This is a genomic window from Pseudomonas sp. HB05 (assembly GCF_016756915.1).
GTDB lineage: Bacteria > Pseudomonadota > Gammaproteobacteria > Pseudomonadales > Pseudomonadaceae > Aquipseudomonas > Aquipseudomonas alvandae.
This window is the reverse complement of the sequence record NZ_JAESPG010000005.1, coordinates 189,853-211,849: the sequence shown is the minus strand read 5'-3', so window position 1 is coordinate 211,849 and position 21,997 is coordinate 189,853. Positions and strand designations below refer to the sequence as shown.

Annotated in this window: 24 protein-coding genes; 9 read left to right on the top strand and 15 right to left on the bottom strand. The window is 60.1% G+C overall.

Annotation, left to right across the window (positions count from 1 at the left end):
- Nucleotides 1-50: 50 nt before the first annotated feature.
- Together JMN22_RS07975 and JMN22_RS07970 are read right to left on the bottom strand one after the other, a co-directional pair.
- Nucleotides 51-1,724 (bottom strand): DEAD/DEAH box helicase, encoded by a 1,674-nt coding sequence (locus JMN22_RS07975; RefSeq protein ID WP_030141884.1) that lies wholly within the window; start codon nt 1,722-1,724, stop codon nt 51-53.
- A 492-nt stretch (nt 1,725-2,216) separates the two neighbouring features.
- Nucleotides 2,217-2,972, bottom strand: coding sequence for a spermidine synthase (locus JMN22_RS07970; RefSeq protein ID WP_030141883.1), 756 nt, complete (start codon nt 2,970-2,972; stop codon nt 2,217-2,219).
- 141 nt (nt 2,973-3,113) lie between these two features.
- Here JMN22_RS07970 and JMN22_RS07965 point away from each other — a divergent pair, with 141 nt between their 5' ends.
- A complete protein-coding gene (locus tag JMN22_RS07965; protein ID WP_030141882.1) occupies nt 3,114-4,460 on the top strand; it encodes a class II 3-deoxy-7-phosphoheptulonate synthase in 1,347 nt (448 codons plus the stop codon).
- Between the two features lie 132 nt (nt 4,461-4,592).
- On the opposite strand, the gene JMN22_RS07960 is transcribed toward JMN22_RS07965, so the two are convergent.
- Nucleotides 4,593-5,822, bottom strand: coding sequence for a winged helix-turn-helix domain-containing protein (locus JMN22_RS07960; RefSeq protein ID WP_198797280.1), 1,230 nt, complete (start codon nt 5,820-5,822; stop codon nt 4,593-4,595).
- Between the two features lie 64 nt (nt 5,823-5,886).
- Nucleotides 5,887-6,105: a DUF1127 domain-containing protein gene (locus JMN22_RS07955; protein ID WP_030141880.1), complete on the bottom strand. Its 219-nt coding sequence runs from the start codon at nt 6,103-6,105 to the stop codon at nt 5,887-5,889.
- A 97-nt stretch (nt 6,106-6,202) separates the two neighbouring features.
- On the opposite strand from JMN22_RS07955, the gene JMN22_RS07950 reads away from it, so the two are divergent.
- Nucleotides 6,203-7,057 carry a LysR substrate-binding domain-containing protein gene (locus JMN22_RS07950; RefSeq protein WP_030141879.1) on the top strand — a complete coding sequence of 285 codons (855 nt, stop codon included), beginning with the start codon at nt 6,203-6,205 and terminating at the stop codon, nt 7,055-7,057.
- Here JMN22_RS07950 and JMN22_RS07945 read toward each other — a convergent pair.
- The gene (locus JMN22_RS07945) at nt 7,047-7,796 is read right to left on the bottom strand and encodes a sulfite exporter TauE/SafE family protein (RefSeq protein WP_030141878.1); all 750 of its coding nucleotides are present in this window, start codon (nt 7,794-7,796) and stop codon (nt 7,047-7,049) included. The genes JMN22_RS07950 and JMN22_RS07945 overlap by 11 nt on opposite strands.
- A 146-nt stretch (nt 7,797-7,942) precedes the next feature.
- Between JMN22_RS07945 and JMN22_RS07940 the strand changes: the two genes are divergently transcribed.
- The 3 genes from JMN22_RS07940 (at nt 7,943) to JMN22_RS07930 (ending at nt 10,406) form a co-directional block, all read left to right on the top strand.
- Nucleotides 7,943-8,404: a MarR family winged helix-turn-helix transcriptional regulator gene (locus JMN22_RS07940; protein ID WP_181288889.1), complete on the top strand. Its 462-nt coding sequence runs from the start codon at nt 7,943-7,945 to the stop codon at nt 8,402-8,404.
- Between the two features lie 537 nt (nt 8,405-8,941).
- Nucleotides 8,942-9,361 carry an organic hydroperoxide resistance protein gene (locus tag JMN22_RS07935; RefSeq protein WP_198797281.1) on the top strand — a complete coding sequence of 140 codons (420 nt, stop codon included), beginning with the start codon at nt 8,942-8,944 and terminating at the stop codon, nt 9,359-9,361.
- A gap of 34 nt (nt 9,362-9,395) precedes the next feature.
- Nucleotides 9,396-10,406 (top strand): alpha/beta hydrolase, encoded by a 1,011-nt coding sequence (locus JMN22_RS07930; RefSeq protein ID WP_030141875.1) that lies wholly within the window; start codon nt 9,396-9,398, stop codon nt 10,404-10,406.
- Nucleotides 10,407-10,525: 119 nt separating this feature from the next.
- On the opposite strand, the gene JMN22_RS07925 is transcribed toward JMN22_RS07930, so the two are convergent.
- A complete protein-coding gene (locus tag JMN22_RS07925) occupies nt 10,526-11,095 on the bottom strand; it encodes an elongation factor P (protein WP_003226785.1) in 570 nt (189 codons plus the stop codon).
- Between the two features lie 48 nt (nt 11,096-11,143).
- Complete coding sequence (gene earP, locus JMN22_RS07920) at nt 11,144-12,277, bottom strand: elongation factor P maturation arginine rhamnosyltransferase EarP (protein ID WP_198797282.1); 1,134 nt, start codon at nt 12,275-12,277, stop codon at nt 11,144-11,146.
- Nucleotides 12,278-12,398: 121 nt separating this feature from the next.
- Between earP and JMN22_RS07915 the strand changes: the two genes are divergently transcribed.
- Both JMN22_RS07915 and JMN22_RS07910 read left to right on the top strand, forming a co-directional pair.
- Nucleotides 12,399-12,785, top strand: coding sequence for a hypothetical protein (locus JMN22_RS07915; RefSeq protein WP_198797283.1), 387 nt, complete (start codon nt 12,399-12,401; stop codon nt 12,783-12,785).
- Between the two features lie 2 nt (nt 12,786-12,787).
- Nucleotides 12,788-13,270, top strand: a complete 483-nt coding sequence (locus JMN22_RS07910) for a GreA/GreB family elongation factor (protein WP_030141872.1) — start codon at nt 12,788-12,790, stop codon at nt 13,268-13,270.
- Nucleotides 13,271-13,277: 7 nt separating this feature from the next.
- Here JMN22_RS07910 and cysB read toward each other — a convergent pair whose 3' ends face one another.
- From cysB to JMN22_RS07890, 4 genes are all read right to left on the bottom strand, one after another.
- Nucleotides 13,278-14,252 (bottom strand): HTH-type transcriptional regulator CysB, encoded by a 975-nt coding sequence (gene cysB / locus JMN22_RS07905; RefSeq protein WP_003199376.1) that lies wholly within the window; start codon nt 14,250-14,252, stop codon nt 13,278-13,280.
- A 111-nt stretch (nt 14,253-14,363) separates the two neighbouring features.
- Nucleotides 14,364-14,864 carry a universal stress protein gene (locus JMN22_RS07900; RefSeq protein ID WP_030141871.1) on the bottom strand — a complete coding sequence of 167 codons (501 nt, stop codon included), beginning with the start codon at nt 14,862-14,864 and terminating at the stop codon, nt 14,364-14,366.
- 96 nt (nt 14,865-14,960) lie between these two features.
- Nucleotides 14,961-15,866 (bottom strand): 5'-nucleotidase, encoded by a 906-nt coding sequence (locus tag JMN22_RS07895; protein ID WP_198797284.1) that lies wholly within the window; start codon nt 15,864-15,866, stop codon nt 14,961-14,963.
- Between the two features lie 18 nt (nt 15,867-15,884).
- Nucleotides 15,885-16,838, bottom strand: a complete 954-nt coding sequence (locus tag JMN22_RS07890; protein WP_030141869.1) for a putative 2-dehydropantoate 2-reductase — start codon at nt 16,836-16,838, stop codon at nt 15,885-15,887.
- A gap of 443 nt (nt 16,839-17,281) precedes the next feature.
- Between JMN22_RS07890 and JMN22_RS07885 the strand changes: the two genes are divergently transcribed.
- Complete coding sequence (locus JMN22_RS07885; RefSeq protein WP_030141868.1) at nt 17,282-18,358, top strand: 3-deoxy-7-phosphoheptulonate synthase; 1,077 nt, start codon at nt 17,282-17,284, stop codon at nt 18,356-18,358.
- Nucleotides 18,359-18,522: 164 nt separating this feature from the next.
- Here the strand turns inward: JMN22_RS07885 and JMN22_RS07880 are convergent, their stop codons facing one another.
- On the bottom strand, nt 18,523-18,804 hold the full coding sequence (locus tag JMN22_RS07880) for a GNAT family N-acetyltransferase (RefSeq protein ID WP_030141867.1): 282 nt from the start codon (nt 18,802-18,804) through the stop codon (nt 18,523-18,525).
- 636 nt (nt 18,805-19,440) lie between these two features.
- Here JMN22_RS07880 and oprI point away from each other — a divergent pair.
- Nucleotides 19,441-19,692: an outer membrane lipoprotei OprI gene (gene oprI, locus JMN22_RS07875; RefSeq protein ID WP_011335311.1), complete on the top strand. Its 252-nt coding sequence runs from the start codon at nt 19,441-19,443 to the stop codon at nt 19,690-19,692.
- Nucleotides 19,693-19,816: 124 nt separating this feature from the next.
- On the opposite strand, the gene JMN22_RS07870 is transcribed toward oprI, so the two are convergent.
- The 3 genes from JMN22_RS07870 to JMN22_RS07860 form a co-directional block, all read right to left on the bottom strand.
- Nucleotides 19,817-20,788 carry a L,D-transpeptidase family protein gene (locus JMN22_RS07870; protein WP_030141866.1) on the bottom strand — a complete coding sequence of 324 codons (972 nt, stop codon included), beginning with the start codon at nt 20,786-20,788 and terminating at the stop codon, nt 19,817-19,819.
- A gap of 244 nt (nt 20,789-21,032) precedes the next feature.
- Entirely contained in the window at nt 21,033-21,326 is a 294-nt protein-coding gene (locus JMN22_RS07865; RefSeq protein ID WP_003199347.1) for a hypothetical protein, read from the bottom strand.
- A 56-nt stretch (nt 21,327-21,382) separates the two neighbouring features.
- Complete coding sequence (locus JMN22_RS07860) at nt 21,383-21,988, bottom strand: arylesterase (protein WP_030141864.1); 606 nt, start codon at nt 21,986-21,988, stop codon at nt 21,383-21,385.
- Nucleotides 21,989-21,997: the final 9 nt, after the last annotated feature.

The following is a 21,997-nucleotide window of genomic DNA, read 5'->3' as shown; positions in this document are numbered from 1 at the left end:
CCGAACCAGTCGGGGATTTTTCATGCTCGGTCAATCAACCCGCAGGTCGATCAATCCTCGCGGTAGCGACGCAGCTTGAGCTGCTTGCCGGCCACGCGGGTGTCCTTGAGCTTGGTCAGCAACTTCTCCAGACCATCTTCCGGCAATTCCACCAGGCTGAAGCTGTCACGCACCTGGATGCGACCGATAGCTTCGCGGGCCAGGCCGCCTTCGTTGAGGATCGCGCCGAGCAGGTTCTTGGCGGCAATGCCGTCACGAGCGCCCAACGCGGTACGGCAACGGGCACGGCCTTCGGCCAACGGGATCGGTGCACGACGCTCGCGATCACCACGGTCCGGACGATCGCCACTGCGCTCAGGACGGTCGCCACGCGGTGCGTTGTTCGGCACCAGCGGACGTTCCTTCTCGATCGCAGCCAGGTTCAGCGCTTGGCCGTTGGTGGCCTTGCGCAGAAGGGCAGCGGCCAGGGCACGCGGGGTGCAACCGATGTCGGCGGTCAGGCGATCGAGCAGATCACCGTGGGTCGATTCGGCGTCAGCCACCAGCGGCGACAGGCTGTTGGTCAGTTTCTTGATGCGCGCATCGAGAACAGCCTGGGCGTCCGGCAGGCGAACTTCAGCCACCTTCTGGCCAGTCACGCGCTCGATCACTTGCAGCATGCGGCGCTCACGCGGGGTAACCAGCAACAGCGCGCGACCTTCGCGACCGGCGCGGCCAGTACGGCCGATACGGTGCACGTAGGATTCCGGATCGTACGGCATGTCCACGTTGAACACGTGGGTGATGCGCGGAACGTCCAGGCCACGGGCAGCAACGTCGGTCGCCACAACGATGTCCAGGCGGCCATCCTTGAGGGAGTCGATGACGCGCTCACGCTGGTTCTGGGCAATGTCACCGTTCAGCGCAGCGGCTTTGTAGCCTTTGGCTTCCAGGGCGCTGGCCAGGTCCAGGGTCGCTTGCTTGGTACGCACGAACATGATCAGGGCGTCGAAGTCTTCGACTTCCAGCAGGCTCAGGACAGCGGAGGTCTTCTGGTCGGCGTGAACCAGCAGGTGAGCCTGCTCGATCGCGGTGACGGTCTGGGTCTTGCTCTGGATCTTCACGTGCTTCGGATCGCGCAGGTGGCGTTCGGCGATGGCACGGATCGATTGTGGCAAGGTGGCCGAGAACAGGACAGTCTGGCGGGTCTCAGGCATGGCCTTGAAGATGACTTCCAGGTCGTCCATGAAGCCCAGCTTGAGCATTTCGTCCGCTTCGTCGAGAACCAGGTGGTTCACGGTGGCGAGGACTTTTTCGTCGCGACGCAGGTGGTCGCACAGACGGCCCGGGGTGGCGACAACGATCTGTGCGCCATTACGGATTGCTTTCAGTTGTGGGCCCATCGGCGCGCCGCCGTAGACAGCCACAACAGTCACGCCTGGCATTTGCTTGGCGTAGGTTTCGAAAGCGGTTGCAACTTGTAGCGCCAACTCACGAGTTGGGGCCAGGATCAGAGCTTGCGGCTCGCGCTTGGACGGATCAATGCGGTGCAGGATCGGCAGTGCGAACGCGGCGGTCTTACCCGTACCGGTTTGCGCCTGACCAATCATATCGTGACCGGCGAGAATGATCGGGATCGACTGCTGCTGAATGGCCGAAGGCTCTTCATAGCCGGTAGCGACTACTGCAGCGACAATATTGGGATGAAGTTCAAGAGCGGCGAAGCCGCCGATTTCCTGGGTCATGGGTCTGCCTCTAAGTGCATCCGCAAAGACCCATGCTCCAAAGCTGCGCATGCCGTGTTGAGACTCAAGAGTCGCCCTGGCAGCTTTGTCGGCGGGGATTTGCGAAAACGAATGAATGAAAAAGAACGTCGCGGAAGCATCCGTTGTGCGGACATGCAACCGAAGCTGGCTTCGGGGAATTGCGCTACCTTGACGCGGCCCGGCTAAAGGCCGGCGCGCACTATACCGGAATTCGCCAAAAAAGGGAGATTTTTTTATCGACGGAAGGTGTGGCGGAGCTCTGTGCAATAGCCGTTGGGGGCGTCAGCTAAAACGATTCATCTTCGGATGGGATGAACTCTATTGTGGCGAGGGGATTTATCCCCGCTGGGCTGCGAAGCGGCCCCAAAATACCTGAGCTACCGATGCGTGAGCGAGCTTTAGGGGTCGCTTCGCGACCCAGCGGGGATAAATCCCCTCGCCACAGGAATTTCGTTGTGCCCTGGGTTCGTGTCACGTCGCCGGGCGGATGGCCTTGATCAACGACTGCAACGAATAACCCAACCGCGGCGCCAATCCTTCGGCCCGGGCAACCAGCCCGTCCATATCCAGCTCCTGGTCGAGGTCCGCCGGCACGATCAGGATCACGTTGCCCTCCTTCACCGGCAGCTCCCAATAATGCCGATGATAAAGACCACGCAACAGCGCGGCGCCCAAGGGCTTGCCGTCATCGGTCGCCCATTGGTTGATCACCAGCCAGCCGCCGGGGTTGAGGCGCTTCTGGCAGTTTTCCAGGAACCCCCAGGCCAGATGGCCTACGCCGGGACCGACGTCGGTATAGAGGTCGACAAAAATCAGGTCCGCCGGCTCTGCCGTTTCAAGCAATTCCAAGGCATCGCCGACGCGAATGTACAAACGCGGATCGTCATCCAGCCCAAGATATTCAATGGCCAGGCGCGGCACGTCGGGGCGCAGCTCGATCGCCTCGACATCTTCCAACGGCAGGAACTTGAGACAGGCCTGGGTCAGCGTCCCAGCGCCCAACCCCAGGAATAACGCGCTTTCCGGCTGCTCATGACACAACGCACCGATGAGCATGGCGCGGGTGTAGTCATATTCGAGCCAGCTCGGGTCGGCGGTGAACACGCAGCTCTGCTCAATGGCATCGCCGAATTCGAGAAACCGGTAATCGGCCACTTCGAACACGCGGATCATGCCGAACTCGTCGTGCACCTCGGCGAGCAAATGCTCGACGCGCTCCTCTGTCATTTCATCTCCTGATGTTGCCGGGCGGGCCTGGGCCTGCGTATACGGGGCAAAGGCGCGATTGTCCGCGAAGCAAGCGGAACAGGTCACGCACTAATTTGCTGATAACATGAGCGCCCGAGCGTAAACCACCTAGAGATCATGATGAGCCAACCCTGGAGCCCTGACAGCTGGCGCGCCCTGCCGATCCAGCAACAACCCCGCTACCCCGACGCCGCGCACCTGTCGCAGGTGGAGCAGACCCTGGCCAGTTATCCGCCATTGGTGTTTGCCGGTGAAGCCCGGGAGTTGCGCCGTCAGTTCGCCGAGGTGACCCAGGGCCGGGCGTTCCTGTTGCAAGGCGGCGACTGTGCCGAGAGCTTTGCCGAGTTCTCGGCCGCCAAGATCCGCGACACCTTCAAGGTGCTCTTGCAGATGGCGATCGTCATGACGTTTGCCGCCGGTTGCCCGGTGGTCAAGGTCGGGCGCATGGCCGGGCAATTCGCCAAGCCACGCTCGGCCAACGATGAAACCATTGACGGGGTAACGTTGCCGGCCTATCGCGGCGACATCGTCAACGGCATCGGTTTCGACGAAAAAAGCCGCGTGCCGGACCCGGAGCGGTTGTTGCAGTCCTATCACCAGTCCACCGCCACCTTGAACCTGCTGCGCGCCTTCGCCCAGGGCGGCTTTGCCGATCTGCACCAGGTGCACAAGTGGAACCTGGATTTCATCGCCAACTCGGCCCTGGCGGAAAAATACAGCCACCTGGCCGACCGCATCGACGAAACCCTGGCGTTCATGCGCGCCTGCGGCATGGACAGCTCGCCGCAACTGCGCGAAACCAGCTTCTTCACCGCCCACGAGGCGCTGCTGCTCAATTACGAAGAAGCCTTCGTGCGTCGCGACAGCCTGACCAATGATTATTACGACTGTTCGGCCCACATGCTGTGGATCGGCGACCGCACCCGTCAGTTGGACGGCGCGCATGTCGAGTTCCTGCGCGGGGTGAACAACCCGATCGGGGTCAAGGTCGGCCCGAGCATGAACCCTGACGACCTGATCCGCCTGATCGACGTGCTCAACCCGGACAACGACCCGGGCCGGCTGAACCTGATCGCCCGGATGGGCGCCAACAAGGTCGGCGATCACCTGCCGCAACTGCTGCGCGCGGTGCAGCGCGAGGGCAAGCAGGTGCTGTGGAGCTCCGATCCGATGCACGGCAACACCATCAAGGCCAGCAGCGGCTACAAGACCCGGGATTTTGCGCAGATCCTGGGCGAAGTGAAGCAGTTCTTCCAGGTCCATGAAGCCGAAGGCACCTATGCCGGCGGTATCCACATCGAGATGACCGGACAGAACGTCACCGAATGCATCGGTGGCGCGAGACCGATCACCGAAGACGGCCTATCGGATCGCTACCACACCCACTGCGACCCGCGGATGAATGCCGATCAGTCGCTGGAGCTGGCGTTCTTGATTGCCGAGACGTTGAAGCAGGTGAGGCGATGAGCCAGACAGTTTTGTAGTGCCTGGCCTATCGCTTTCGCGAGCAAGCTCGCTCCCACATTGGATCTGCTGTGGACACAAAATCTGTGGTCACGAGGCCCCTGTGGGAGCGAGCTTGCTCGCGATGAGGCCAGCTCAATCACCCTCGATCTGGGCCAATGCCACCGCCAACCGCCCCCCACTCACTCGCTGGCAATTGAGCTGAACCCGCTCCAACCCCAACCAGTTGGCCATGCGCCGCAGATTCGTCGCCAACGCCAGCATCCCCTCCTCGTCCAGCCCCGCCTCTTCCTCGTGCACTGCATGCACCGCCAATTGCCCCACCGCCCGCTCAGCCCGCAAGTCCACCCGCGCCGCAATCCGCTCGTTGTGCAGAAACGGCAAGACGTAATAGCCATACACCCGCTTGTGCACCGGCGTGTAGATCTCCAGCCGATAGCGAAAATCGAACAGCCGCTCGGTACGACTGCGCTCCCAGACCAACGAATCGAACGGCGACAGCAGCGCACTGGCGGCGACCTTGCGGGGAATTTTCACGGTGGGTCGGCACCAGGCTGGCTGCTTCCAGTCCTCAACCTGGCAACGTAGCAGTTCGCCCGCCTCCTCCAGTTCGGCAAGCCGTTCACGGCTGTCCGCCGGACTCAAGCGAAAGTAGTCGCGCAGGTCCTTTTCGGTAGCGACACCCAAGGCTTCGGCAGCATGGATGAGTAAAGCGCGCTGGGCCTGGGCTTCGTCCGGCAGAGGTTGTCGCAGCACGGAATCCGGCAGGACCCGTTCCGGCAAATCGTAAAGCCGCTCGAAGCCCCGCCGTCCCGCCACCGTAACTTCACCCGCCGCGAACAGCCATTCCAGCGCATGTTTTTCCGCGCTCCAGTCCCACCACGGGCCGGCCTTTTCCTGACGCGTGGACAAACTGCCCGCGCCAATTGCTCCCTGGTCCCAGACCGCTTGCAGGACGCGGTGAATCACGTCTTGCTGCTCCTGGCCGAAACGCGCCAGTTGCTGATAGATACCTTCGCCGCGCGCAGCACGGGCCATGCGCCAGCGCATCAACGGGTACATCGCCACCGGCAGCAGCGAGGCTTCATGCCCCCAATATTCAAATAGCGTGCGACGGCGGCCCTGGCTCCAGGCGGCTTGATCGAGCAAATCGCGATTGTAATGACCGAGGCGGGAAAACAGCGGGAGGTAATGCGAGCGCACCAGTGCGTTGACGGAGTCGATCTGCAGGACGCCGAGGCGTTCGATCAAGCGGTTGAGACGCGAGGGTTGCACCGAAGCTGGCGAAAGCCGCCCATCGAATCCTTGGGCGGCCAACGCCAGGCGCCGGGCCTGTTTGAGGGTAAAGGATACAGTCGCGGGCATGGAGATCTCCTTGTCTGCTCGCAACCTACCTCACCATTGAACGGTTTGTGTAGGGAAGGATGGCTCATTTGTGCATTGGGTCGTCCCAGAATGGCCGAACCACTTCCTGCTCCACGTCGGCCCGACTTACGCCGATGTCCTTGAGCGCCTCGTCGCTCATGCCGGCCAGCAATTCACGCTCGTGGTGCAATTCGTACCATCGACTAACCTTATGCAGCAGAGCGCTGACCGAGAAGCCATGGGAGAGTTTTTCTATCAGTAGATATCCTTTTTGACCTTTCATCGTGATGTCCTCCGTTTGGGATGGCTCAAGTCTCGCGCTAACGCTAAGATCAATCCAACGAATGTTTCTTATGCAATACATCTCGGAGATTGATCCATTGTCGAGTTACCCGAGCATCGATACGGAAGTGCTGCGTACCTTCGTTGCCATCGCCGACCAAGGGGGGTTCACCCGCGCCGGGGAACTGGTCAACCGCACGCAATCCGCCGTCAGCATGCAGATGAAGCGCCTGGAAGAGGACGTATTGCAGCGGCGGCTGTTCGAGCGCGACGGGCGCCAGGTCAAGCTCACCGCCGAGGGCCAGGTGTTGCTGGGTTATGCCCGGCGGATCCTCAAGCTGCACAGCGAAGTGTTCAATACGCTGCGTGAACCGCACATGGTCGGCACGGTACGCATCGGCACGCCGGATGATTACGTGATGCGGTTCCTGCCGGGGATCCTGCAACGCTTCGCCCAGTTCTATCCCCTGATCGAAATCGAAGTGCACTGCGAATCGTCCAAGCAGTTGCTGCTGCGCCAGGACCTGGACTTGTCCATCGTCACCCGCAAGCCGGGGGATGAGATCGGCCAGTTGCTGCGCAAGGAGCGCTTTGTCTGGGCCGAAGCCGCCTGCTTCAACGTCCATGAACAAACACCGCTGCCGCTGGCGATGTTCAACAGTGATTGTTTCTGTCGGCAATGGGCGTGCAACGCATTGGATGCAATGGGCCGCGATTATCGCGTGGCGTACAACAGCTCGAGCCTGTCGGCGCTGATGGCCGTGGTGGGCGCGGGCCTGGCGATCACCGCGCAATTGGAAAGCCTGCTGACCCCGGACATGCGGGTGCTCGGTGAGGCGGAGAACCTGCCGGAGCTGCCCGAGGCCAGCATCATGTTGATCCGCAACTTGCACAACCCGTCGCCGATCACCGAGTGCCTGGCCGAGCACATTGTCGAAGGCTTCAAGCTTTAAAGATAAGCAACACCGCACACAACACCAGGAAACCGCAGAACAGCCCGCGCAGCAGTCGCTCCGGCAAGGCGTGGGCGACTTTCACGCCCCAGCTGATGCTCATCAGCCCACCGATGGCCAGCGGCAGGCCGATCCACCAATCCACCTCATGGTGAAACGCATAGGTGGCGAGGGTCACCCCGGTGCTGGGCAAGGCCAGCGACAGCGACAATCCCTGGGCCACGACCTGAGTGGTGCCAAACACACTGGTGAGGATCGGCGTGGCGACAACCGCCCCGCCGACGCCAAACAGACCGCCCATCGTCCCTGACGCCGCCCCCAACACGCCAAGCCATGGCCAGCCGTGGCGCATCTGCGCCGAAGCGGGTGCCGTCGCGGCGAACATTCGGATGAGGTTGTAGGCCGCCAGCACGACCAGGAACACCACGAAACCGATTCGCATGCTTTGCGCGTCAATGCCCACGGCCCAGATGGAGCCGAGCCACGCGAAGCAGAATCCCATGGAGGCCAACGGCAGGACATGACGCATCTCGATGCGATTGCGTTGATGATAACGCCACAGCGCCAACATCACGTTGGGCACCACCATCACCAGCGCCGTGCCTTGGGCGATCTGCTGGTCCAGACCGAACCATACGCCCAACACCGGTATCGCGATCAATCCGCCGCCAATGCCAAACAATCCCCCCAAGGTGCCCAATGCGGCGCCCAACAGCAAATACAGCACGACCTCGACCACAGACGATTCTCCCTTTATAAGGGCGCCTATCCTACGCAGTTGGCGATAACCAGGAAATGCATAGCTGATCAGGTCGTCAGAATTATCTGGTGCATTAAAGGTTCGTCCGCTAGATTCACCTGGACTACTGATTGAAAGGTTTCGCCATGAGCACTCAACACGACAGCCCCGACCCTTGCGACGCCCTGTTATTGGATAACCAGGTCTGCTTCGCCCTCCATTCCACGTCGCTGCTGATGACCAAGGTCTACAAGCCGCTGCTCCAGGCATTGGGCCTGACCTATCCGCAGTACTTGGCGATGATGGTGCTGTGGGAAAAAGACGGTTTAACCGTCGGTGAAATCAGCAACCGTCTGCTAACCGACCCAGGTTCGCTGACGCCACTGCTCAAGCGCCTGGAGGCCGAAGGTTTGCTGAGCCGCACCCGCAGTCGGGAAGACGAACGCGTGGTGATCGTCGAGCTCACTGAGCAGGGCCGCGCCCTGCAGAAAAAAGCCCTCGACATCCCGCAATGCATCCTTGCCGCCAGCGGCCAGACCCTGGAGCAATTGAAGAAGCTGCAACTTGACCTGCAAGAGCTGCGCGGGCATTTGCAAGACAGCCTCTAAATCACCGAAACACCGCTAATCCCTGTGTGCGAGCTTGCTCGCGAAAGCGGTGGATCAGCTTGCAGTGATGTTGGATATGCCGACGTCTTCGCGAGCAAGCTCGCTCCCACAATAGTCCTGCGCTGAATGCAAAGCTCATGGAAACCCAAGATCCCTGTGGGAGCGAGCTTGCTCCGGGCGGCGTTCCGACGAAAGCGGCGGCAAATCCGACATCCTCTGTTCAGATCCACCGCTATCGCGAGCAAGCTCGCTCCCACATTGGATTTCTGATGTGAGCAAGGTCTCGTCATCCAGCAACCTCTGTGGAACGAGCCTGCTCGCGATAGCGGCAGCCCTGTCTACCCTCCCCCCTCGAAAAATTTCTACTCTCAAAAACCGCTCTAGCTAAAGGCTTTCAGGCCTTTTCGGTTTGCCGACTTCAACTTGCCCCGAAAATTTATCTTGCGCACAAACTATTAGCGCATTACATTCTCTTCACACCTACTTAGCGCGCAAATATTTAGCGCGTAACACTCAACCAGAAACGAGGCTTCCATCATGAAAACTCTCTACACCGCAATCGCAACCTCCACCGGTGGCCGTGACGGTCGTGCCATCTCCAGCGACAACATCCTCGACGTCAAGCTCGCCACGCCCAAGGAACTCGGCGGTGCAGGCGGTGCGGCGACCAACCCAGAACAACTGTTTGCCGCTGGCTACTCGGCCTGCTTTATCGGCGCGCTGAAATTCGTCGCCAGCCAGACCAAACGCAAAATCCCGGATGACGCCTCGATCACCGCCCATGTCGGCATCGGCCAGATTCCTGGTGGTTTCGGCCTCGACATCGACTTGCACATCAGCTTGCCGGGCCTGGATCAAGCCGAAGCCCAGAGCCTCGTTGATGCAGCGCACCAGGTTTGCCCGTACTCCAACGCCACCCGCGGCAACGTTGATGTGCGCCTGCACGTAACCGTTTAACCCTCGCCCCCGACCGAATTTCAAGGAGATAGACATGAACATCAGCAAAACCCTGACCGGCGCCCTTCTCGCCCTGAGCATCAGCAATGCCTTTGCCGGCGATATTGTCGAACACAACACCCAGGCATTTCTCGACGCACTGAATGCCGGCACCGGCAAGCCGCTGGAGCAGTTGTCACCCAAGGATGCCCGCGCGGTACTGGTCGGCGCCCAGGCAGGTGTGAAATTGACACTGCCCAAGGCCGATGTCAGCGAGAAGACCATCAAGGTCGACGGCCAATCGATCAGCCTGACCATCGTTCGTCCGGCCGGGGTCAAGGGTGAGCTGCCAGTGTTCATGTTCTTCCACGGCGGCGGTTGGGTGCTGGGGGATTTCCCGACCCACGAACGACTGGTTCGGGATCTGGTAGCGGGTTCGGGCGCCGTCGCGGTGTTCGTCAACTACACGCCGTCACCCGAAGCGCATTACCCGGTGGCGATCAACCAGGCTTACGCCGCGACGAAATGGGTGGCCGAGCACGGCAAGGAAATCAATGTCGATGGCAAGCGCTTGGCCGTGGCGGGTAACAGCGTGGGTGGCAACATGGCGGCGGTCGTGGCGCTGATGGCCAAGGACAAGGGTACCCCGGCAATCCGCTTCCAGGCCTTGTTGTGGCCGGTGACCGATGCCAGTTTCGAGACGGCGTCCTACAACCAGTTTGCCGAAGGACATTTCCTCAGCAAGAACATGATGAAGTGGTTCTGGGACAACTACACCACCGATGCCGGGCAACGTAACGAGATCTATGCCTCGCCACTGCGGGCAACCACCGCGCAACTCAAGGGCCTGCCGCCCGCGCTGGTGCAGACTGCCGAGGCCGACGTGCTGCGCGACGAGGGCGAAGCGTACGCTCGCAAGCTGGACGCGGCCGGCGTCCCCGTCACGGCGGTGCGTTACAACGGCATGATCCACGACTATGGTTTGCTCAACGTCGTGAGCCAGGTGCCCGCGGTGCGTTCGGCGATGTTGCAAGCGTCGCAAGAGCTCAAGGAACACCTGAAGTGAATGCACGCCGAGCCTTTTGTGGCGAGGGAGCTTGCTCCCTCGCCACAGGGGCCGGGTCGAAATATAGATATAAAAAAGCCCGACTCAATGGTCGGGCTTTTTCATACAGAAGACTTCGCTTATTTAGCGCGGCCTTTGTAGGAACCGCCTTCGCGGGTATCGATCTCGATCATGTCGCCGATTTCGATGAAGTCAGCAACCGACAGCTCGGTACCGTTCTTCAGTTTGGCAGGCTTCATCACCTTGCCGGAAGTATCACCGCGAGCGGAGCCTTCGGTGTAGTCGACCTGACGCACGATAGTGGTCGGCAGTTCTACGGAAACCAGGCGCTCTTCAAAGAATACGGCTTCGCAAACGTCGGTCATGCCTTCTTCAACGAATGGCAGAACGCTTTCGATGTCTTCGGCGTTCAGCTCGTACATGGTGTAGTCAGTGGTGTCCATGAACGTGTAGGTGTCGCCGCTGATGAACGACAGGGTCGCTTCTTTGCGGTCCAGGATCACGTCATCCAGTTTGTCGTCCGCACCGTAGACGGTTTCGGTCTTGTAGCCGGTCAGCAGGTTTTTCAGCTTGGTCTTCATGATCGCGCTGTTGCGACCCGACTTGGTGAATTCAGCTTTCTGAACCAGCCAAGGATCGTTGTCGATACGAATCACGGTACCGGGTTTGAGTTCTTTACCAGTTTTCATTGCGAATATCCGAATTTGGATGGGATTTACAAAAATCTAGGCCGCGTATCATATCCAATTTCGGTAAAACTTCACCAGCGCCGTGGCAAGATCGGCTCGTGACGCCTGTTCCAGGCACCACGACCGGGCATGTTCGGCCAACTCCCGATCCTTCTCGCAGGCGGCTTTCCAGTGTTCGGCCATGTCTTGACCGGCATTCCAGGTGCGCCAAAGACCGCTGATCGCTTTTTCCGCTGGCTCGGAAAGTCCTTCGGTGTACAGCTTGAGAAATGCCTCGAGTTTCTCCAGGTGGACATCTTCTTCCTGTTGATAAATGTGCCAGAGCAGCGGCCGACCCGCCCATTGTGCCCGCACGAAGGAGTCCTCGCCGCGTACGGCGTTGAAATCACAGCACCATAACAAGTGGTCGTATTCATCCTGACGGACGAAAGGCAATACCTGCACCGTCAGGGCGCCACGGCGATACGAGGCTCCCGCCCCAAGGCCGTCAATGCCCGCCCAACGCTCGACATCCCCCAGGATGCGTCCTTCCGGAACCAGGACATGCCACGGACGGGTATCCGTCGCCATCGTGTCAAACCAGCTCGCCAACCCGGCATTTTCGTAGGCGAACAACGAAATCAGACGTGCCCCAGGCTCCCGCTCGACGCCCAGCCCCCGCAGGAAAACCTGTTGTGCAGCGCCATCCTGCTGGAATTGTCGACGACGCTCCAACAGCCCCGCTTCGCGCAGCAAGCCACCGGTGCCTTCCTGGAAGCCTGGAAAGAAGAAATACTTCTGCACGTGCTTGTATTTCACCGACGGCAGACCGTGACAACCGATCACCCAGTCCTCGGCGCTCAGGTAATCGAGGTTCATCCACAACGGCGTTACCTGGCGCTCGGCCATCGCATCCATGTAGGCGCTGGGCAACTGGCAGGCAAACGCGGCGATCACCACATCGGCCGCCTCGACAGGCAGCCAATCCTTGGGCCAGTGACGCACTTGAACGCCCTGCTGCCACTGTTCGGACAGCGCGGGGTCTATTTCCGGACACAGCCGTTCAAACGCACGCAGGTCATCGACCCAAAGCCGAACCGCGACCCCATGCTCGGCCACCAATTGCCGCGCCAGGCGCCAAGTGACGCCGATGTCGCCGAAGTTATCCACGACGGTGCAAAAAATATCCCAACGCACGGTCATTCCCGACTCCCTGTGGCAAAGCCTGATTGTCCCGTATTAAACCCATGATGCAGAAGGGCCGACGGCGATTAATCTTCATGCGACAATCAGCGCCTAACCGTGCCCCTGCCAGGAAGCAGTCATGCCTGATTACCCATCGCCGCCGCGCCTTTCAGCCTTGAAATTGACCGTCAGTATCGCCTTGGGCCTGTGGCTGGGATTCGTCGCCATCGTCCTGACAGGTTGGTTGCTGTCCAGGTTCCTCTTCGCTGAACAACTGGCCCCGGTGGCCGCTGCGGTTCATCAACTGGCGCAACCGCCAGCGGTGCAACCGGCGCCCGAGCCGCCCACGCCGATGTTCGAGCAATTCCAGCAGAACCTACAGAAGAACGAGCAGCGCCAGGCGCTGGAACAGGTGCGCAGCAACCCGCGCAACCTGTCGAACCCCAAATGCCAGTTCTGGCTGCAACAGGACCAGAACGCGCCGAGCGAGAAAAGCCGCGCCAACGTCCTGCAATTCTGCGAGTGATCATGAACAAACAGACTGTCCACCAGTTGATCCTCGACAAACTCAAGATTGACCTCGACATTGCCGAACGCGCCGCGCAGACCGCCTACGAAACCGCGACCCACGAAGAAAATATCGCGGAGAACAAATACGACACCCTCGGCCTGGAAGCTTCATACCTTGCCGCCGGACAAGCCCGGCGCGTCGAGGAGATCCGCCAGGCGCTCGCTCTGTGCCAGAACCTGACACTGAGGCCTTACGACGAAGAGCGCGGTATCCAGGTCGGCACATTGATCGGGCTGGAAGATGAGGATGGCCGCCAACAGTGGCTATTCCTTGGGCCGGACGCAGCGGGGCTGAAGGTCTCGCTGGTGGGGCAGCCGATCACCGTCATCACCCCTCGCTCGCCGCTGGGCAGGAGCCTGCTGGGCAAGTTCGAAGGGGATGAAGTGGAAATCGTCGTGGCGGGCGCCCGGCAACAGTTCGCAGTCACCGAGGCTATCTGACTTTCGGTCAGTGCACCGGCAATTCGACGCCGTCGAACAGCTCTTCGAGTTCCTGCTTGTTGTGGCACTGGATGGCCTTGGCCATGACTTCGCGCGTCAGGTGCGGTGCGAACTTCTCGATGAAATCGCACATGAAGCCACGCAGGAAGGTGCCACGACGGAAGCCGATCTTGGTCACGCTGGACTCGAACAACTCGCTGGCGTCCAACACCACCAGATCACTGTCGAGCTTGGTATCGACGGCCATTTTCGCCACGATGCCCACGCCCAGGCCCAGGCGAACGTAGGTCTTGATCACGTCGGCGTCGGCGGCAGTGAACACCACTTTCGGGGTCAAGCCACGATGGCTGAAGGCTTCGTCGAGTTTCGAACGACCGGTGAAACCGAACACGTAGGTCACGATCGGGTACTCGGCCAACGCTTCGAGGGTCAGCTTCGGCAACTTGGTCAACGGGTGGCCCTGGGGCACCACCACGCAGCGGTTCCAGCGATAGCACGGCATCATCACCAGATCGCCGAACAGCTCCAGGGCTTCGGTGGCAATGGCGAAGTCCACGGTGCCGTCGGCGGCCATCTCGGCGATCTGCATCGGCGAGCCCTGGTGCATGTGCAGCGCGACATCCGGGTATTGCTTGATGAAATTGCTGATCACCGGCGGCAGCGCATAACGGGCCTGGGTGTGAGTGGTCGCGATGGACAGCGTGCCTTTTTTCTCGTTGGAAAATTCCTGGGCAATCTGCTTGATGCTCTCGACCTTGCGCAGGATCTCGCCAGCCGTGGTGATGATGCGTTCACCGGCCGGGGTCACGCGGGTCAGGTGCTTGCCGCTGCGGGCGAAGACTTCGACGCCCAGTTCGTCTTCCAACAGGCGGATCTGCTTGCTGATGCCAGGTTGCGACGTGTAGAGGCTTTGTGCGGTAGCGGAAACGTTGAGGTCGTGGTGCGCCACTTCCCAGATGTAGCGCAATTGTTGAAGCTTCATATGTATCCCTCAAAGCAGTTGGATGCGACGGGCATCAGCGACGGCATATAACTATATGAATGGTTGTATTAATAAATCTAGAACTTTTTATAAAAAAGCCATCATTTAGCCTTAGGCCTCTCCCTGCCGCCGGCGCTGGACCAGCGGCACCAGGTAGACCGGCACCCGGGATAACTGCAATACCCGTGCGGCGGTCCTGCCCAAAGGAGTTTCTCCATTCGCCCCCTGGCAGTGACTGCCTACGATCAACAAATCGACGGAGAGTTTCGCAGCCTGCTCGAGAATGACCTGGGACGGGTCACCCTGGAACACCCTCACCGACTTGATCAGTTGCAAGTCCTGCTGCCCCTCCCCCAACTCCTCGCGAAAGCTGTCCAGTACTCGCTGCTCGATGTTGGCCATCACCGTATTCAGACCCTGGCGATGAAATTCGTTCAGCGCCTGCTCGTCCAGATAGCTTTGCAACACCGACTCGGCGAACAGCCCCATCGGTTCCACCGCATGCACCACATACAACTCGGCTTCAAACGTCCGTGCCAACGCCAAGGCATGCTGCATCACATAAGGGGCATAAAGCCCCAGGTCTGTGGCGTACAGCATCGAACGAATCATGTGACCTCCTCGAATGCCAGAATGGCGGAGATTGATTCAGCTTAGCAGCGCGCCAACGAGCGTGACGTGTGGCGTAACGCCTCAAAGTACGGGCGGTCAGAGCTTCACTTCGTTGCTGATGCCATGGGGCACATGCCCGGTGGCAACCACCTCGCGGGCAAGCTCGCAGTGGCCGGTCTGGTCATCGAAAAACACGTCGGCGGCAAAGGCTTCGAGGAATGCCGACTTGGTCAGGCCGCCCAGGAACAGCGACTCGTCCAGACGAATATCCCATTCTCGCAGCGTACGGATGACCCGTTCATGGGCCGGCGCCGACCGAGCCGTGACCAACGCCGTGCGGATCGGACAGGCATCCTCCGGGAATTCGCGCTGCAGGGCATTGAGCGCCGCCAGGAACCCCTTGAACGGCCCGCCTCGCAGTGGCTCGCGCGCGGCTTGGCGTTCACTGGCCTGGAAGGCTTCGAGGCCACCGCTCTGATAGATGCGTTCAGACTCATCGGAAAACAGCACCGCATCACCGTCAAACGCGATGCGCAGCTCCTCGCTGGCGGCACGGCTGGCCCCGCCTGACAGGATCGTTGCCGCCGCAAATCCGGCGTCCAATGCGCTGCGCACATCTTCGGCATGGGTGGAGAGGAACAGGTCGCAGCCGAACGCCTTGAGGTATGGATAAGGACTTCGACCGCCAACGAACGCGGCGCGGGAGATCGCCAGGCCGTAATGATGAATCGAGTTGAACACCCGCAGGCCAGTGTCGGCGCTGTTGCGCGACACCAGGATCACCTCGACACGGGCTCGCCCCAGGTGCTCGTTGAGATTGAGCAATTTCTGTACGAGGGCGAAGGCGTCCCCAGGCTCAAGGACCTCGTCTTCATGCTCGATCTGGTATTGCCGATAGGCCTCGACACCACCGGAAAGATAGACCTTGTGGCTTTCCCTCAGGTCGAACAAGGCTCGCGATGAAATCGCCAGCACCAGTTTGTCGTCGATGTTATTCGCCATGCTGTCCCCCTTCATCCATCAACGATTGCGGCGGTCCAGGAACGCCAGCGCCTGATACAAGGCTTCGATCTTCGGCAAATCGCAGCCCGCCGCCTTCGCCGCTGCCAGTGGCCGGCCGTAGATCGCATCCAGCTCCAACGGCCGTTCATGGGAATAATCGTGATACATGCTCGGCCAATAGTCGGGCATCTTTTCGGTCATCGTAAAGAGATAGTCGGCATACCCTGGTGCGATTTGATGCCCGCAGGCTTGCGCACCGCGTACCACCTCCGCCATCAAGGCCTGGACCAGACCGCGACTGTGGTCATTGGCCATCAACGGCGTGGTGCTGGCGCCCAGCAGCACCGAGAGGCCGTTGTACGGTACGTTCCATACCAGCTTCTGCCAGCGAGCCTGTTGCAGGTCGGGCATGGACTGGGAGTCGATACCCGCGGCACGAAACAACCCAGCCCCCTCCTCGACAATCGCCATGCGTTCGTCCTGGCCCTGGCAAGGACCGCTGTGATAACCGATATTCACCGCGCCAAGGGCCTGATGGGCAACGATGCCCGGCCCGACGCGGTGAACGCAGACCAGGCACAGGCCGCCCAATAAATGCAGTGAGTCGGGCAGTAGCGGCCGCAGATCATCCTCGACATCGAGCCCGTTCTGCAGCAACAGGACTTTAGCGCCGTCAGCGGCAGCCTGGATGATGACCGGGGCCAGGTCGGCATTGCTGGTGGTCTTGGCGCCCACCAGCAGCCAGTCGCAAGGCGGCATTTCGTTTGCCGAACGGTAAGCCTGGACCGGGTTGAGGGCCAGCGTGCCATGGACTGCGCTGTCGACTCGCAGGCCGCTTTCGGCCACGGCGGCAAATTCACTGCGCAACAAGAAATGCACATCGAAGCCGGCACGTGCCAGCATCACGCCGTAGAAGCCGCCAATCGCCCCGGTGCCGATCATTCCTATCCGCGCTTTTACGCCTGCCTGCATTACCGTAGTCCTCTTTGAAAACAATCCGTGCACACTATCAACGGGGGCCAGACGGCATGCAATCCAGATTGTAAGCAGCCGTGAAATTAATCCCCGGCCTGCCTTCGTAATTAAGGTCATCCAAACACCTGTGGCGAGGGAGCTTGCTCCCGCTGGGACGGTCCGACGCCTCGGGCGGAGCGGCCCCAAGACTTTGCGGTCGCTGCGCAACCGAGCGGGAGCAAGCTCCCTCGCCACGGGTCCATCGCTTTTCTCATGAGAACCTCATTACAGCCAGCCTTCGGGCTCGATGGCCAGACAAATAGGGATTAAACCCGTGCCTGCCCATTGTCGAGCCACCTCCTAACGCGCTAAGGTTCGGCTCCCCGACGCGCTTAAATCCGCTGTGCACCGCCGCGCGGGGATCGCTGGCGGCCGGCACCCGTGACCTGACGAGTAACACGATGGCTGATTTACCGATCAACGACCTTAACGTCGCCTCCAACGAAACCCTCATCACGCCTGACCAGCTCAAGCGCGACATTCCCTTGAGCGACGCTGCCCTGCGCACCGTGACCAAGGGTCGGGAAGTCATCCGCAACATCCTCGACGGCACCGACCATCGCCTGTTCGTGGTCATCGGGCCTTGCTCGATCCATGACATCAAGGCTGCCCACGAATATGCCGAGCGCTTGAAGGTGCTTGCGGCGGAAGTCTCCGACACCTTGTACCTGGTGATGCGGGTGTATTTCGAGAAACCTCGGACGACCGTTGGTTGGAAGGGCCTGATCAACGACCCGTACCTGGACGACTCCTTCAAGATCCAGGACGGCCTGCACATCGGCCGCCAGTTGCTGCTGGACCTGGCCGAAATGGGCCTGCCCACCGCCACCGAAGCCCTGGACCCGATCTCCCCGCAATATTTGCAGGACCTGATCAGCTGGTCGGCCATCGGCGCGCGCACCACCGAATCCCAGACGCACCGCGAAATGGCCTCCGGCCTGTCGTCGGCCGTCGGCTTCAAGAATGGCACTGACGGCGGCCTCACCGTCGCCATCAACGCCTTGCAGTCGGTTTCCAGCCCCCACCGTTTCCTGGGCATCAACCAGGAAGGCGGCGTGTCGATCGTGACCACCAAGGGCAACGCCTACGGCCACGTCGTGCTGCGCGGTGGCAACGGCAAGCCGAACTATGACTCGGTCAGCGTCGCGCTGTGCGAACAGGCGCTGAACAAAGCGAAGATCAAGCCGAACATCATGGTCGATTGCAGCCACGCCAACTCCAACAAGGACCCGGCACTGCAACCGCTGGTGATGGAAAACGTCGCCAACCAGATCCTGGAAGGCAACCAGTCGATCATCGGCCTGATGGTGGAAAGTCATCTGAATTGGGGCTGCCAGGCGATTCCGAAAGACCTCGCCGATTTGCAGTACGGCGTCTCCATCACCGATGCCTGCATCGACTGGAGCGCGACCGAGAAGACCTTGCGCGGCATGCATGCCAAGCTCAAGGATGTGCTGCCTAAGCGTCAGCGCGGCTAAAAGATCGCAGCCTCGTTGCACTCGGCAACTCCTACCCTACATAGCTCCTACACTTTGGAGCGGGGATGTAGGAGCTGGCGAAGCCTGCGACCTTTGCTTCCTTCAGACATAAAAAAACGCCGGGCTTTGCAGCCCGGCGTTTTTTATGGTGAATTCTTGGTCTATCAAAGCTTCGCCGCGTGGCGCTGGTGGCGCTCCATGTAGCGCTCTACATAGGAGCAGGACGGGATCACCGTGTAGCCCATTTCTTCAGCGAACCGCAGCGCCTCTTCGGTCAACTTCGCGGCGATCCCCCTGCCACGCAATGCGTTGGGCACGAAGGTGCGATAGATGTCCAAGGTCTGCTTGCCCAGGTCCATATAGGTCAGATAGGCACGATGACCGTCCACAATGGTCTCGAACTGATGACCAGCCTGGTCATGGTGGATGGAAACCGCCTCGCTCATCACTACTCCTCGCGGGTCTGAATGCCGACCCCTACCTTACCGATGTTTTTCCGGCGAAGGAACCTCTACGCCACCCCGTGCCAATCCGGTCACCGAGGGCAAAAAACCAGCCGCCCAAACCTGAGCACGTCGTGAATAGTAGGCACCAATGACGCAAATGCTCAAGACACGCCTGTCACTGAAGTGGTGAACCTCGACGGGTTTATCGGTTGAGCCTCACTTTCAAGCGCTAGTCGGTCCAGACGCTATAGCTGAACATCGCCAGTTGTTGAGTCTTGAGACGAGCGCCCGCTGTTAAAGTCACCGCCATTAGCAATAAAAGATCCCTGGCGGACTGCACAAAAAATGAACAAAAGTCCAGGAGAATCAATAAACAACGACTTTTAGCGCCTTCGGTTGAGTTGACCGGTCTGCGGAACTTTTTTTCAGCGGCACGCTCCATTCCCACGGTTGAGGCTGTGTATTTTTTAAACAACCAACAGAAAAGTTGCCTGAAAAAGAATCACCGCCTACAATTTTTTTGCTTCTTGCGCTACGTCAGTTTACTTACTACAAGTAATGAGTAGTATGTACGCCGGCTAACTCCTCACTCTGGGGAGACAGTCACTAAATAGAAAGTCCTTGAAGGGGAACACGATGAACAACGTTCTGAAATTCTCTGCTCTGGCCCTGGCCGCAGTTCTGGCTACCGGTTGCAGCAGCGCATCGAAAGAAACCGAAGCACGTCTGACTGCCACCGAAGACGCAGCAGCTCGCGCCCAAGCTCGTGCAGACGAAGCCTACCGTAAAGCTGATGAAGCTCTGGCTGCTGCTCAAAAAGCACAACAGACTGCTGACGAAGCTAACGAGCGTGCTCTGCGCATGCTGGAAAAAGCTAGCCGCAAGTAATAGTCCTTCGGGATTGTTATCGAGCCGACCCACTAGTGGGTCGGCTTTTTTATTGCCCGGTATTCTCCTGGCGATAAAAAACCCGCCGACATCCTGGAATGTGGGCGGGTTGTCGTAGAGTCGCTTATTGGGTCAGATCGACCGGCGCGCTCGATACCATCGGTGCCGAAGTATTCGGAACGGCAACCTCTACCGGCAGGCCGTCTTCGGCAGCCACCACGTCACGCACCACGTCCCAGTTCATGCGCAAGTTGCTGGTGATGTCTTCCCGCTTGAGCATCGCGTTGATGACCGCGGTGTGCTTGTCCACCACGGACGGGTTGCCCTTGTCGTCCAGCGGCGTATGGGCTTCCAGGTAAACCTTGCCGCCGCTTACGCCCAACTTGTACGGGTCGTTGATGATTCGCACCGAAGTCCCCACCGGCACCATGCTCGCCATTTCCAATACGTTGTTGTTGAACATCCGGAAGCAACCGTGGCTGGTACGCATGCCAATACCGAACTTCTTGTTCGAACCATGGATCAGGTAGCCCGGGGTGCCCAGGGTGAACTTGAACGGACCCAGCGGGTTGTCAGGGCCTGCCGGTACGACGTTCGGCAGCGGATCGCCATCGGCGGCGTGTTCAGCCTTGATCGAAGCTGGAGGCGTCCAGGTCGGGTTCGGTGTCTTGGCGATGATGCTGGTGTGGGCGATAGGCGAGCCCCAGCCTTCACGGCCGATCCCCAGCGGGAAGGTGTAGACCACGTTCCGCCCCTTGGGAAAATAGTAGAGACGGTATTCGGCGAGGTTGATCACGATCCCTTCGCGCGGGCCTGGCGGCAGGATGAAGCGGGTCGGCAGGACGATTTCGGTGCCCGCGCCCGGCAGCCACGGATCGACCCCAGGGTTGGCCGCGACCATCTCGCTGTAGCCCAGGTCATAGGTGGTGCCCAGGTCGGCGAAGGTGTCTTCGTATTTGGCCTTGATGACCTGCACCTGGCCGACGATGTCTTCACCCGGCGGTGGCAGAGGCAGCTCCAGGGCAGCAACGGGACCAGCCATACACAGGGCGGCAAGAGACAGGCAGCGGGCGACGGCAGGCAAGCGCGGCAACATCCGGGAAATCCTTCGCAGATCGAACAGAGGGTGTGGAAGCGGCGATTGTACACTGCCACCCGTTATTTCGGGGAGAGCGGCGCTGAAGCGCCCGATGCGCAGCATGCCGGGGGATTGAACTGAAACCCTGTGGGAGCGAGCTTGCTCGCGATTGGCAGTGAGCCTGCCTGCACTGTATGGGCTGTGCCTGCCTATCGCGAGCAAGCTCGCTCCCACAAAAAAGCGATACTTTGAGCCAGGAGGATCACAGCTCGAAGCGCAACTCCGGCCAGATCGGCGAAGTCCCGCGCTTCTGGGACTCCAGGATTGCCCGGCATAGCGAGCACAGGCGATGATCCTGGAAAATCTTGCGATCGACGCTCGACCAGCGCGGCTGGGCCGGCAGCAGGCTGCCACACAGGGTCCGGTCGGCCGAACCGCCAAGCTCCAACTGCCGGGTCACCAAGTGCACCCGTACTTCCTGACAGGCGAACAGATCCAACTGCTCGTCGGGCTCGATCAGTTGGTAGGCAAACAGGGACCAGGCTGGACGCGGCATCGGGGGCTCCAAATCGGGGGCGCCACATTAGCCGAAACACCGCCTGTAGAAAAGCGTCAAAGCAGCGGTTTCAGCGTCGGCCAGACATTTTCCAGCAACTTGCCCTGGGCCGCGACGGACGGGTGCAATCCGTCGCCTTGCATCATCCCGGGCACGCCCCCGATCTCCTTGAGGAAAAACGGCACCAGCGGCACGTTTTTCTCCTCTGCCAACGTGCTGTAGACCCGCGCGAAAGCATCGGTATAGCGGCGTCCATAGTTGGGGGGCAGTTGCATCCCCAGCAAAAGCACTTTCGCCCCACTGGCGCGGGAGCTGTCGATCATCGCTGCAAGGTTTTGTTGCAATTGTGTTGGCGGTTGTCCACGCAAGCCATCGTTGCCTCCCAGTTCCAGGATGACGAGCTCCGGCTTATGGGCTGAAAGCAGCGCCGGCAGCCGTGCCAGCCCACCTGCGCTGGTATCGCCACTGATCGATGCATTCACCACTTTATCGTCGAAACCCTCGGTCTTGAGCCGTTGTTCGAGCAACGACACCCAGCCTTGCCGGGTATCCAGGCCGAAAGCCGCGCTGATACTATCGCCAACGATCAGGACTGTACCCGCCGCTGCGTTCTGGGCCATGCACATCAAGGCCAGGCCGGCACTCAAAAACCACACTCGCATCGGATTCTC